A 12,582-nucleotide genomic window follows, 5' to 3' on the forward strand; every position below is an offset into this window, starting at 1 on the left:
TCACGGCTGCGCCCCCCGGCCGGTCTCGTCCTCATCGACTTCGACCGCCGACAGTTCGGGGTAGGGCTGGCCCGGCGCCCAACTGCGCAGCTGGTACACGTAGGACAGCACCTGGGCGACGGCGGCGTAGAGCTTCACGGGGATTTCCTGACCGATCTGCGCCTCCCGATACAAGACGCGTGCCAGCGGCGGCGCGGCGACCAGCGCAATGCGGTGCTGCTCGCCGACGGCGCGGATGCGCAGCGCCATTTCGTCCACGCCCTTGGCGATCACCTTCGGCGCGCGCATCGCCTCGCCCTCGTACTTGAGCGCGACTGCGTAATGCGTGGGATTGACCACGATCACGTCGGCACCGGGCAAGTCTTCCATCATCCGCCGCTGCGACATCTGCTGCTGCATCTGGCGGATGCGGCCCTTGACCTCCGGCCGGCCCTCGCTTTCCTTCATCTCCTCGCGCAGTTCCTGCCGCGTCATCTTGAGCTTCCGGCGCCAGTTCCATCTCTGGTACGGCGCATCGAGCAAGGCCAGCAGCAGCAACGCCGCGGAGGTTGCCATCAGCATCCACAGCGCGAAGCCGAGGCCGGCGCCGGCGGCGGCCTCGAGTGGTTGGTCGAGCATGCTGCGCAGGCGATGCAGACCGGGCCACAGGAACAGCGCGGCCGCGGTGCCGACCAGGGCCACGCGCAACAGCGATTTGAGCAGTTCGGCCGCGCCCTCGGGGCCATAGATGCGCTTGAGGCCGGCCAGCGGGTTGAGCTTTTTCAGATCGGGCACCAGCCCCTTGGTCGAGGCGTTGAATCCGCCCATCAGCGCCGGTGCGACCAGACAGGCGAGCAGCAGCACCAGCAGCAGCGGCGCCAGCAGCCACAGGAAGCCGAGCATCAGCTGACCGGCATGGCCGAACAGCATCTGCGGCGATTCGAGCATCGCCAGGTCCGGGGTCAGCGCCGCACGCATCCAGTCGAGTGCGCGCGCCGACAGGCCGCCGCCGGTGGCCAGCAGCATGCACACGCCCGCGCCGAACACCGCCACGGTCGACAGTTCGCGCGAGCGCGGGACGTTGCCCTTCTCGCGCGCGTCGCGCAGTCGTTTTTCGCTGGGCTGTTCGGTCTTTTCCTGACCGTCTTCGTTCTCGGCCATCGTTGCCGGCATCGCAGGTGACGGGCTGTCCGCTGCAAGTCATATGCCGCGCGGGCGGTGCCTCGGCTCAGCCGCGGCCTCAACGCCCCAGCGGCAGCCGCGCGGCGGCATCGAAGGCCAAGTCGAACAACCGCTGGATCGGCGGGCCCAGTTCCCCGGCCAGCACTGCGATCAGCAACAGGCCCACGAGGACCGAGATCGGCAGGCCGAGCTGGATCGGATTGAGCGCCGGCGCGGCGCGAGACAGCACACCGAACGCGAGATTGACCGCGAGCATCGCGACCATGACCGGCAGCGCCAGCGAGACCGCGCCGCGCAGCACCAGCGCGAAGAACTCGGGGGCGACGCGCAACGTGGCCTCGAGCTCGGGCAACGCCGTGCCGATCGGCAGCGCCTCGTAGCTGCGCACGAGCAGCGCAACCAGCGCGAGATGGCCGTTGGCGGCGAAGAACAGCAGGCCGAAGGCCAGATAGAACCACTGGCTGATGATGCCGGAGTTGACCCCGCGCATCGGGTCGCTCATCTGTGCGAACGACAGGCCGGTGCCCTGCGAGATCAATTCGCCGGCCAGCGCCCCGGCCTCGAACACCAGGCGCAGCATGAATCCCATCGCAGCCCCGACCGCGAGCTCGCGGGCGATCGACAGCACGGTCGCCGCGTCGAAGCCGCTCCAGGGCGGCGGCGCGGGCAGGATCGGGGCCAGCGCCAGGCTCATCGCCAGCGCGACCATGACCCGGATCCGTGCCGGCAGCGCGCGCGTGCCGATCATCGGCATCGCCATCAGCAGCGCGCCCACCCGCAGTGCGGTCCACAGCAACGCGCCGATCATGCCGAAGGCCGCCTGGCCATCGATCGCCATCTGCGTGGCGGCATCCATCAGCGGGGCCCTGCGTGCATCGCCGCGATCAGCCGATCAGATGCGGGATGCTGTGGAACAACGTCGTCGTGTAGTCGACGAGATAGCCGATCAGGAACGCGCCGAGCGCGAACAGCGCGGCGGTCAGCGCGACCGCCTTGGCGACGAACGCGATCGTCGGCTCGTTGATCTGGGTGGCGGCCTGCAGCACGCCGACCACGACGCCGACCACCAGCACGGTGGCCAGCAGCGGGCCGCCGACCCACAGCGCGACTTCGAGGCCGCGGCGCAATTCGGTGAGCGCGAGTTCAGGGTCATGGCAGGTTGAAACTGGCCGCCAGCGTGCCGACCGTCAGCACCCAGCCGTCCACGAGCACGAACAGCAGGATCTTGAATGGGGCGGAGACCAGCATCGGCGAGAGCATCATCATGCCCATCGACATCAGCACGCTGGCCACGACCAGGTCGATGATGATGAAGGGGATGAAGATCAGGAACCCGATCTCGAACGCGGTCTTGAGTTCGCTGGTCACGAACGAGGCGACCAGCACCTGGAACGGCACCTCGTCGGGACCGGCATAGGTGCCGTGTCCGGCGAGGCCGGCGAAGGTCATCAAGTCGGTTTCGCGCACCTGCGCCAGCATGAAGCCGCGCAGCGGTGCGGTGCCCAGGTCCCACGCGGTGCGGAAATCGATGCGGCCGTCGAGATAGGGCCCAAAGCCCGCATTCCAGGCCGATTCCCAGACCGGCGTCATCACCAGCGCGGTGAGAAACAGCGCCAGGCCGACGAGCACCTGGTTGGACGGCGTCTGGCCGGTGCCCAGCGCCTGGCGCAGCAGCGCGAGCACCACGATGATGCGGGTGAAGGCGGTCAGCACCAGCAGCATCGACGGGATCAGCGTGATCGCCGTCATCAACAGCAGGGTCTGCAGCGGCAGGCTCACCGGCGCATCGCCGATCTGGCCGACAGTCACATCGGGCAATGCCGGCAGTTGCGGCGCGATCGCCGGGGCAGCGAGTGCCAGCACCGGCAGCAGCAGGCACAGCGCGCCGGCCAAGCGCGCGAGCAAGCGGGAATGACGGGACATATCAGGGGTCCTTGCGCAGCCGCTGGGCGAGCAGCTGCCTGAAATCGGGAAGCGACTTGAGCGTCGGCATCGCCAGCGGCGGTGCCTCGGCCAGCGGTGCGGGCAGCACGTGCAGCGTGCGCACGCCGCCGGCGCCGATGCCGACCAGCAACTGCTCGCCGCCGACCTGCAGCACCGCGGCGCGCTCCTTGCCGCCGAGTGGAATGCTGGCGACCACCCGCAGGCCGTCGGCCTGGCGCAGGCCGCTGCCGGGCAGGCGCTTGAGCAGCCAGGCCAGGCCGAGGATCAGCCCGAGCACCAGCACCAGCGCGACGAACGCGCCGCCCAGGCCCGGCGCCTGCGGTGCATGACTGCCGATCGGCATCGGTGTCGGCTGGCCGAGGCTGGCGACGGGCGTCGCGACAGCAGGCGCCACGACCGCAGCTTCGACGGCCGTCGCCGACGCGGCCGGCACGGTGTCCGTCCCAGTGGGGGCGTCGCTGACGACACTGGGCACCGGGGCCGCCGTTGCCGCCTCGGGCGCTGCCGACAGGGCCGCGGCCCGTCCGGTCGCCGCGGCAGCGGGAAAGGCGCCTGCGACGATCACCGCAGTCTCCGGATCCGTTCGCTGGGGCTGACGACGTCGGTCAGGCGCACGCCGAAGCGGTCGTTGATGACCACGACCTCGCCATGCGCGATCAGCGTGCCGTTGACGTAGACATCGAGCGGCTCGCCGGCGCCGCGCTCCAGCTCGACCACCGAACCGCGGTTGAGCTGCAGCAGGTTGCGGATCGGCATGCGCGTGCGGCCGACTTCCAATGACAGCGCAACCGGCACGTCGAGGATGACGTCGAGATTGAGGTCGGCGGCATCGTCGGCGCGCTCGGCGCGCAGGTCATCGAAGCGTGCGGGCTCGGCTGCGGATGCGGCGGGATCCTGGGGATTCATGCGGGCAGGTCCTGGACGGGGGCGGGGCGGGGCGATGGGGTGCCGGGCGGGCGTGTGTCGGTGATCTTCACCACATTGCAACCGCCGGCGGTGCCGAAGCGGCCGGTGAAGACCGGGATGTCTTCCACGCAGATCGGCACTTCTTCAGGCAGCTCGATCGGCAGGATGTCGCCGACCTTCAACCGGGTCAGACGGCGCAGGTCGATCGTGCGCTTGGCCAGGATGCTCGACACCGTGACCTCGGCCGACATCAGCTGCTCGCGCATCGACACGTTCCAGCTTTCGTCGCGGTCGACGCGATCGCTCTGGATGCCGGCATCGAGCAGTTCGCGGATCGGCTCGAGCATCGAGTAGGGCAGGGTGATGTGGATCTCGCCGCCGCCGCCTTCCAGTTCGACGTGGAAGCGGCTCACCACCACGTACTCGCGCGGCGTGACGATGTTGGCGAAGTGCGGGTTGATCTCGGAGTTGATGTACTCGCACTCCACATCCAGCACCGGTGCCCAGGCCTCGGCCATGTCGGCGAAGGTCTGGCGCAGCATCAGCTGGATCACCCGCATCTCGGTCGGGGTGAATTCCCGGCCTTCGATGCGGGTCGGGTAGCGGCCGTCGCCGCCGAAGAAGTTGTCGACGACGGCGAACACCAGCTTGGGCTCGAACACGATCAGGCCGGTGCCGCGCAGCGGCTTGAACTTGATCAGGTTGAGGTTGGTCGGCACATAGAGCTGGTGCAGGTAGTCGCCGAACTTGATCAGGTCGATGCCGCGCACCGACAGGTCGGCCGAGCGGCGGATCAGGTTGAACAGGCCGATCCGCCACAGCCGCACGAAGCGCTCGTTGACCATCTCCAGCGTCGGCATGCGCCCGCGGATGATGCGGTCCTGGCTGGCGAAGTCGTAGGTCCGCGCCTCGCCCGGATCGGCCTGCGGCTCGGTGTCCACCGCGCCCGAGTCGACGCCGTGCAGCAGCGCGTCGATCTCGTCCTGCGACAGCAGGTCGTTGGGATTCATGCCGCTCGCCTCACTGAGTCACGAAACTGGTGAACAGCAGCGCTTCGGCGCGCGGCTTGCCGGTTTCCTCGGTCATCAGCGTCTGCACCTCGCTCAACGCCTGCGCGCGCAGCGCCTCCTTGCCCTGACGCGTGGCCACGGTGCCGGCGGTCTGCTGCGAGAACAGCATCAGCAGCCGTGCGCGCAGCGCCGGCTCGTGGTGCTGGAGCTGGGCGACATCGAGCGGATCGCGGGTGACCAACTGCACTTCGACCTGCAGGTAGCGCGGCCCCTCGCTGTCGTCGCCGAGGTTGACGACGAACGGCGGCGCCATCGGCAGGTACTGGGCCTGCGCCGGCAGCACGGGTTTCGGCGGGCCCGGGTTGTTGCGCAGATGCAGCGCCGCGGCGCCGCCGGCGGCCGCCAAGGCAAGCAGCACGAGGCCGCCGAGGATCGGCCACAGCAGCTTGCGCCGCTTCTTGGGAGGAGACTTGGGTTGGGGATCGGCAGCGGCGGCCACGGGGCGGGTCCGAAAAGGAATGCCTGCGTTGCGATGCAATCGCCGTGCCGTTCTGGCGACGGTGGATCGTCGCGCGGCGTGCGCGTGGCCGTGCCGGAGGGTCGGACGATGGCAACGCGCGCCCGCCGTGGCGCGCTGCGCCGCCACTGAAGGCCGTCGCGGGATCGACGCCTCGCCTAGGCGTAAGCGTCGAGCAGGCCGATCCGCCGGGTCGTCGGGGCGGGCGTCGGCAGTGTCTCGGGACCGTGATCCTGCCGGGAAGCGGCTGTCGGGTGCCCGGCCGGCGACGACATTCCGTCGCGTGCGTCCGAGCCGCCATCGTGGCCGACGCCGGCGTGCGCGAGCTGGAAGCCGTGTTCGCCGAGCAGGTCGCGCAGCCGCGGCAGGCCCTGTTCGAGCGCATCGCGGGTCTGTGCGTGCGGACTGACGAAGTCGGCGGCGATCCGGTCGCCGTCGAGCTGCAGACGCACCTCGATCGGACCCAGGTCCTGGGGCGTGACGCGGATGCGGGCATGGCCGATCTTCTGGCCGGCCATCCATTCGAGCTGCGCGCCCAGTTGGTCCTCGAACTCTCCGCCATGGAGATCGGGCGTCGTCAGTGGCGCATCGAGCAGCGGTGGCGGGGCGCGTACAGCCGCCGCGGGGGCGCCCGGCAGGGCGAATGCGATCGGCGCCGGGGCCTCGCCGGGATCGGGCGCGGGCTCGCCGGCCGGTAATGCTGCGGCGATGTCGGCGGCGGCGACGGTCGCGAGCGCAGCCTCGTCGCCGGACGCAGCATCGGGCGACAGCGCGAGCGCGGGCATGCGGGGCGCGACCGTCGTCGCAATTGCGGGGCTCGCCGATGCCTGGGGCGGGCTCAAGGCCTCCGGCACTGCGGCGGTCTCGACAGGCGGCTCGGCAAGCGGCACCGCAGCCAGTCCCGGCAGCCCGGCCAGGCCTGCGGGCGGCCACGGCATCGGATCGACAGGCAGTGGCTGGGGTCCGGTCGCGGCAGCCGATTCGCGGTCTTCGGGCGCTGGTGCGGTGTCGGGTGACGCCGCGGCATCGACCTCGTCAGAAGCGCGGTCGTCGCTCCGCGCCTGCGGGGCGCGCCGCTGCGCCGAGGCGTCGGCACTGCGCTGTGCCTGTCGCCGCTCGAGTGCGCGGGCGAATCCGTCCTCGCTGCCGGCGGGGCTGGGCGACGCGCCGGGACCGCGCGTGGCCGCGGATGTCGCGCCGATGCCAGTGGTCGCGGTGGTCGCCAGTGGGGTCATGCGTCCTGGCCCTCGGCCGCGGCCAGGCGCACGCGGCGCGCGCCCAGATCGTCGAGTTCGCGCTGCGAGCGGCGCTCGTCGACCTGGCGCTCCTGCGCGCGATAACTGGCCGCCAGTTGCTCGAGCACCTGCTTGTCGCGACTGGCCAGCAGCAGCCGGCCACGTTCGAGCTCGACCGTCTGCCGGCTCTGATCGACCGTGCGGCTCTGCTGCTCGACGGCGCTTTCCAGCCGCTCGAGGAAGGCGCGGCGGTTGGCGAGTTGGGCCGGGCTGGTCGCGGCGAGCTGGCTGTGCGCGTACTCGTCGGCATAGCGCCGTAGTTCGGCCAGGCGGGCCTCGTGTTCGTCGAGCGAGGACTGGCGCTGGGCGAGCACGCGCGCCGCGGCGTCTTCCTGGTCCTGGGCGCGGCTGAGCAACGGATCGATGCGTCGGGACTGTTTCATGCGGCGGATTCCTCAGGTTGCAGCAGGCGTTCGAGCGCCTGTCGGCTGTGTTGCAGGTCGGCGGCGCGGGCGATGTCCTGGCCCAGGAAGCCGACGATCTCCGGCCAGCGCGCCAGTGCCTCGTCGACGGCCGGGTCGCCGCCGCGCTGGTAGGCGCCGATGGCAATCAGGTCGCGGTTGGCGTTGTAGGCGCTGACCAGGCGCTTGAGTGCGCGGATGCGGTCGCGCCAGTCGACATCGGCGATCTCGGTGACCACGCGGCTGACCGACGACTCGACGTCGATCGCCGGATACAGGCCGGCATCGGCGATCCGGCGCGAGAGCAGGATGTGCCCGTCGAGAATCGCGCGGGCGGCATCGGCGATCGGGTCCTGCGGATCGTCGCCCTCGGTCAGCACGGTGTAGAACGCGGTGATCGAGCCGCGGCCCTTGGCGCCATTGCCGGCGCGCTCGACCAGGGCCGGCAGCTTGGCGAACACCGACGGGGGATAGCCGCGCGTGGTCGGCGGCTCGCCGACCGACAGCCCGATCTCGCGCTGGGCCTGGGCGAAGCGGGTCAGTGAGTCCATCAGCAGCAGCACGTTGAGGCCCTGATCGCGGAACCACTCGGCAATCGCAGTCGCGCGGTAGGCGCCATGCAGGCGCGCCAGCGGCGGCCGGTCGGCCGGGGCGGCGACCACGACCGCACGCCGCAGCCCGTCCTCGCCGAGCGTGGTCTCGACGAAGTCGCGCACCTCGCGGCCGCGCTCGCCGATCAGGCCGACCACGATCACATCGGCCGAGGTGAAGCGGGTCATCATGCCCAGCAGCGTCGACTTGCCGACGCCCGAGCCGGCGAACAGGCCCACGCGCTGGCCGCGGCCGATCGGCAGCAGCGCGTTGATCGCGCGCACGCCCACGTCCAGCGGCTGGGTGATCGGTTCGCGCGCCAGCGGGTTGATCGACACGCCGGCCATGCCGACCGTGCCTTCGGCGCGGATCGGGCCCTTGCCGTCGAGCGGTACGCCGTCGCTGTCGATCACCCGGCCGAGCAAGCCTTCGCCGATCTCCACGCCGCCGCGGCGCTGCAGCGGCACGACGCGGGCATTGGGCAGCAGGCCGTGCAATTCGGCGCTGGGCATCAGCGAGGTGCGCTCGCCGGCGAAGCCCACGACCTCGGCCTCGACCCAGCCGCCATCGGCGACCTCGACCCGGCAGGTTGCGCCCATCGGCGCCTCGCAGCCGACCGCCTCGAGCGTCAGCCCGACTGCGCGGCGCAGGATGCCTTCGCGGATCAGCCCGCGGCCTGCCGCCGGATCGGGCCCGGTGGTGTCCAGGCGTGCGGCCAGCCGCAGGTTGCGTGCAGCCAGCCAGTCGGCGGGATCGGCGCGGGGCAGGGGGGCGCTCATCCGCGCGTCCCGGCACGGCGCAGCACGGTGTCCAGTGCGCCGCGCAGCCGCGCCTCGAGACTGCCGTCGATGCGCACGCTCGGCGCATGCACGCGCAGGTCGCCGCGCGCCAGCGCCGGATCGGCGACCAGGCGGGTTTCGTCCGGCAATGCCAGCAGCGGCGTCAGCGAGGCGATGTCGTCGGGATGCAGGCGCACCTCGACCTCGCGCGCCGCGCCGCCGACCGCGTCGACGGCTTCGGCGACCAGTTCGGCCAGCAGCGCCGGTTCGGCCTCGTAGGCCCGGCCGACCAGGCCGCCGGCCACGCGCACGGCCAGTTCGCCGAGCGCGGCGACGACTTCGTTTTCCAGCCGTGCCAGCGGCCGCGAGAAGTTGTCGAGGATGCCCTCGATCTGCGCGGCCAGCCGGCGCATTTCCGCCTGCGCCTGCGCCAGGCCTTCGGCGCGACCCTGGGCCAGGCCTTCGGCATGGCCTTCGCGCTGGGCGTCGTCGCGGATGCGCTGGATCTCCTCGAGCGAGGGCGGGCGCGGCAGTTCGGCCGGGACCTCGGCCGCCACCGGGGCCAGGCTGGCGCCCGCGTCGAGCGCCGGTGCCAGCCAGCGCACCGCGCCGCTCATACCAGCGCCTCGGCGTTACCGCCGCCGCCCAGCGTCAGCGCGCCCTCATCGGCGAGCCGACGCACGATGGTCAGGATCTCCTTCTGCGCCGACTCCACGTCCGACAGCCGGACCGGCCCGCGCGCCTCCATGTCCTCGATCAGGATCTCGGCCGCGCGTTGCGACATGTTGCGGGTGATCTTCTCGCGTACGCGCGGATCGGCGCCGCGCAGCGCGATGCCCAGGCGGTCGCCCGACACCTCGCGCAGCACGATCTGCAGCTCGCGGTCGTCGAGCTCGATCAGGTCGTCGAACACGAACATCAGGTCCTGGATGCGCTGGCACAGCTGCGGGTCGATCTTGCGGATCGCGCCCAGTAGGCCCTGGTCCTGACCCGATTCCATGAAGTTGAGGATGTTGGCCGCGACCTTGACTCCGCCGACCGCCGACGACTTGAGGTTCTGGTTGCCGGCGAACTGCCGCTCCATGATCTCGTTGAGTTCGTTGAGCGCATTGGGCGGGATGCCGTCGAGCGTGGCGATGCGCAGCAGCACGTCGGCGCGGGTGCGCTCGGGCATCAGCTTGAGTGCATCGGCGGCCTGATCGGGATCGAGATGCGACATCACGATCGCGATGATCTGCGGATGCTCGTGGCGCACGAGGTCGGCGATCGCCCGCGGGTCCATCCACTTGAGCGTGTCCAGGCCGGTGGTGTTGCGTCCCAGCAGGATGCGGTCGATCAGACTGCCGGCCTTGTCGGCGCCCAGCGCCTGCACCAGCACCGCGCGGATGTAGTCGTCGGCCCCCACGCCGAGCGAGGTCTGCCGCTCCAGTGCGCCGTGGAAGTCGTCCATCACACCGGTCACCTGTTCGCGGCTGACAGGCCCCATGGTCGCCATCGCCAGGCCGAGTTTCTGCACTTCCTTGGCGCCCATGTGCTTGAGCACCTCGGCCGCGTCGGCCTCGCCGAGCGAGAGCAGCAGCACCGCGGCGCGCTGCACGCCGGTCATATCCCCCATGTCAGGTGGTCGCTTCATCGCCCAGCCATCCCTTCACGACCTGCGCCACGCGCTTGGAATCTGTTTTCACTGCTTCGCGGGCCTGCCGCAGGCGGTCCTCATAAGCATCGGACGGCAGCGCGATCGTCGCCTGCGCATGCGCATGCGCCGACAGCGCGCTGATCTGCGCGGTGTCGTCGGCAAGCGCCGGCAGCGCCTCGTCGTCGAGCATCACCACCTCGGCAGTCTCCGGGTCGGCAGCGCGCCGGGGCTTCGCCGACGGCCCGGTAATCTGACGCACCGCCGGGCGCACCACGCCGAACAGCAGCGCCAGCACGACCAGCGCACCGAGTGCGATCCGCGCGATGTCGCGCAGCATGGGCTGTTGCCACCACGGCAGCGCGCCGACGTCGTCGAGCGTTTCGCGCACGAACGGCGCGTTCATCACCGACACCACGTCGCCGCGGGCCTCGTCGAACCCCACCGCCTGGCGCACCAGCGCTTCGATGCGCTGCAGCTCGGCCGCGGTCAAGGGCTGCAACGTGGTGGTGCCGTCGGCGCCGGCACGCGGCACGTGGTCGACCAGCACCGCGGCGGTGACCCGGCGGATCCGGCCGCCCGGCTGGCGGGTGTGGCTGAGGGTGCGGTCGAGCTCGTAGTTGCGCGTCGCGCTCCGCGACGATTCGCCCGCGTTGCCCGCGGCCGCAGCCACTGCCGCATCGACCGGCGCCGGATTGGCGGCGGTGTCGGGCAGGTTGCTGGTCGCGCCGGGAATGCCCTGGGGACCGGCGGGCGCGCTGTTCTCGCTGGTCTGTTCGCTGCGCAGCTTCGGCGGCTCGGCGTTGTAAAGCTCGCGCGCCTCTTCGCTGACCGAGAAGTCCATGTCCACGGTGACCTCGGCATTGACCCGGCCGGCGCCGGTCATCGGCTCGAGCAGTTCGCGGATGCGCTGGTTGAACGACGTCTCCTGGCGGCGCGCCTGCTCGAACTGCTGCGCGCTCATCGCCGCGTCCGGATCCTGACGGCTGTCGCTGAGCAGACGGCCGTTCTGGTCGACGATGGTGACCCGCTCGGGCGCAAGGTCGGGGATGCTGGAGGCGACCAGGTGTACGATCGCGTCGACCTGACCGCGCTCGAGACTGGCGCCGCCGCGCAGCTCGAGCACCACCGAGGCGCTGGCGGCCTCGCGCTGGCGGGTGAAGGCGCTGGGCTTGGGAATGGCGAGGTGCACGCGGGCATCGCGCACCGGGCGCAGCGCGGCGATCGTGCGCACCAGTTCGGTCTCCAGCGCGTGCTGATAGCGCGCGGTCTCGACGAACTGGCTGACGCCAAAGCCCGGGTCGCGCTCCATCAGTTCGAAGCCCAGACGGCCCGACTCGGTCAGTCCGGAGCCGGCGAGCTTCAGGCGGGCGTCGTGCACATTCTGCTCGGGCACCGAGATCGCGCCGGTCGCCTGGTCGATGCGGAACGGGATCTGCGCGGTGCGCAGCAGGTCGGTGGCCTCGGCCGTGGCCTTGGGGTCGAGACCGGCATAGAGCGGCACGTAGCCGGGGGTCTGCGACCAGAAGAACACGATCAGGCCGCCGGCGATGGCCGCGGCCAGCAACAGCATCTTGCCCAGGCGACGGGCGAGCTGCATCTTCTCCAGCCGGTCGAGCACCTCGACCGCCTTGCCGCCGGCCTTGTCGGCGTTGAAGACATCCTTGGGAAGCGGGATCGCCATGGCTCAGTCGGTCTCCGGTGCCGTCACAGCGGCATGTTCATGACGTCCTGGTACGCCTGTACCAGTCGGTTGCGCACTTCCACGGTGGCGCGGAACGCCACCTGCGATTGCTGCGAGGCCACCATCACCTTGGCCAGATCCGCGCCCGGCTCGCCGAGCTCGAACGCACGTACCAGCGCGCCGCTGCGTTGCTGGGCCGCGTTCACGCCCTCGATCGCGTTGCGCAGCGTCGCGCCGAAACTCGGGCTTGCCGCGCCTGCGACACCGGCCGGCGCCTGCGCGCCGCCCAGGCCCTGGACCGGGATCGCATCCGAGCGCGCGGCATCGGCGGCGATCGTCTCGCGCGCCTGCGCCATGGCCGGCATCTGGCCCTGGTAGCTGCGGATCTGCGAGAGGATCGAGTTGACCGAATGGCTCATGGGGCATGGGTGTCGGAATCCTGCCGGGACGATGCAAGTCGCGTGCCGGGGGCCTGGCGGCGGTGGCGCCGGAAAGTCGGCGCCGCGCCGATGCGCGTGTCGCCGGCGCGGTCGCAGGCGCAGGCGTTCGACTCGGGTCTCGAGGATGCAGCACAGGGCACGCGACGCAGGCGCCCGTTGCGTTCGACGACGCTCGCACGAACGGTCGAAGCGCGCCGACGACGTCCGCAACGGTGGTGCGC

The 12,582-nt window shown here is 71.0% G+C and carries 15 protein-coding genes; all 15 read right to left on the reverse strand.

Translation table 11 applies throughout. The features are described 5' to 3' along the window. Positions 1-1,140, reverse strand: coding sequence for a flagellar biosynthesis protein FlhB (locus BEN78_14470; GenBank protein ASR44390.1), 1,140 nt, complete (start codon positions 1,138-1,140; stop codon positions 1-3). 79 nt (positions 1,141-1,219) lie between these two features. After that, positions 1,220-2,017, reverse strand: a complete 798-nt coding sequence (locus BEN78_14475; protein ID ASR44391.1) for a flagellar biosynthetic protein FliR — start codon at positions 2,015-2,017, stop codon at positions 1,220-1,222. A gap of 28 nt (positions 2,018-2,045) precedes the next feature. After that, positions 2,046-2,288: a flagellar biogenesis protein gene (locus BEN78_14480; protein ASR44392.1), complete on the reverse strand. Its 243-nt coding sequence runs from the start codon at positions 2,286-2,288 to the stop codon at positions 2,046-2,048. A gap of 22 nt (positions 2,289-2,310) precedes the next feature. After that, entirely contained in the window at positions 2,311-3,084 is a 774-nt protein-coding gene (locus BEN78_14485; protein ID ASR44393.1) for a flagellar biosynthetic protein FliP, read from the reverse strand. A gap of 1 nt (position 3,085) precedes the next feature. Beyond that, positions 3,086-3,448, reverse strand: coding sequence for a flagellar biosynthetic protein FliO (locus BEN78_14490; protein ASR45162.1), 363 nt, complete (start codon positions 3,446-3,448; stop codon positions 3,086-3,088). 218 nt (positions 3,449-3,666) lie between these two features. Beyond that, positions 3,667-4,011 carry a flagellar motor switch protein FliN gene (locus tag BEN78_14495; protein ASR44394.1) on the reverse strand — a complete coding sequence of 115 codons (345 nt, stop codon included), beginning with the start codon at positions 4,009-4,011 and terminating at the stop codon, positions 3,667-3,669. After that, on the reverse strand, positions 4,008-5,021 hold the full coding sequence (locus tag BEN78_14500) for a flagellar motor switch protein FliM (GenBank protein ID ASR44395.1): 1,014 nt from the start codon (positions 5,019-5,021) through the stop codon (positions 4,008-4,010). Before BEN78_14500 ends, BEN78_14495 begins: the two co-directional genes overlap by 4 nt. Before the next feature lie 10 nt (positions 5,022-5,031). Then, entirely contained in the window at positions 5,032-5,520 is a 489-nt protein-coding gene (locus tag BEN78_14505) for a hypothetical protein (protein ASR44396.1), read from the reverse strand. Positions 5,521-5,696: 176 nt separating this feature from the next. Continuing rightward, positions 5,697-6,773, reverse strand: a complete 1,077-nt coding sequence (locus BEN78_14510) for a hypothetical protein (GenBank protein ASR44397.1) — start codon at positions 6,771-6,773, stop codon at positions 5,697-5,699. Continuing rightward, positions 6,770-7,216, reverse strand: coding sequence for a flagellar export protein FliJ (locus tag BEN78_14515; GenBank protein ASR44398.1), 447 nt, complete (start codon positions 7,214-7,216; stop codon positions 6,770-6,772). Before BEN78_14515 ends, BEN78_14510 begins: the two co-directional genes overlap by 4 nt. Then, complete coding sequence (locus BEN78_14520) at positions 7,213-8,604, reverse strand: flagellum-specific ATP synthase FliI (protein ID ASR44399.1); 1,392 nt, start codon at positions 8,602-8,604, stop codon at positions 7,213-7,215. The genes BEN78_14515 and BEN78_14520 overlap by 4 nt, the downstream gene beginning before the upstream one ends. Then, positions 8,601-9,221, reverse strand: coding sequence for a flagellar assembly protein FliH (locus tag BEN78_14525; GenBank protein ID ASR44400.1), 621 nt, complete (start codon positions 9,219-9,221; stop codon positions 8,601-8,603). Before BEN78_14525 ends, BEN78_14520 begins: the two co-directional genes overlap by 4 nt. Further along, entirely contained in the window at positions 9,218-10,210 is a 993-nt protein-coding gene (locus BEN78_14530) for a flagellar motor switch protein FliG (protein ASR44401.1), read from the reverse strand. Before BEN78_14530 ends, BEN78_14525 begins: the two co-directional genes overlap by 4 nt. 10 nt (positions 10,211-10,220) lie before the next feature. Beyond that, positions 10,221-11,921 carry a flagellar M-ring protein FliF gene (locus BEN78_14535; protein ID ASR44402.1) on the reverse strand — a complete coding sequence of 567 codons (1,701 nt, stop codon included), beginning with the start codon at positions 11,919-11,921 and terminating at the stop codon, positions 10,221-10,223. Positions 11,922-11,944: 23 nt separating this feature from the next. Then, positions 11,945-12,340, reverse strand: coding sequence for a flagellar hook-basal body complex protein FliE (locus BEN78_14540; GenBank protein ASR44403.1), 396 nt, complete (start codon positions 12,338-12,340; stop codon positions 11,945-11,947). Positions 12,341-12,582 lie beyond the last annotated feature (242 nt).

Source organism: Xanthomonas citri pv. mangiferaeindicae, assembly GCA_002240395.1.
Lineage (GTDB): Bacteria > Pseudomonadota > Gammaproteobacteria > Xanthomonadales > Xanthomonadaceae > Luteimonas > Luteimonas citri_A.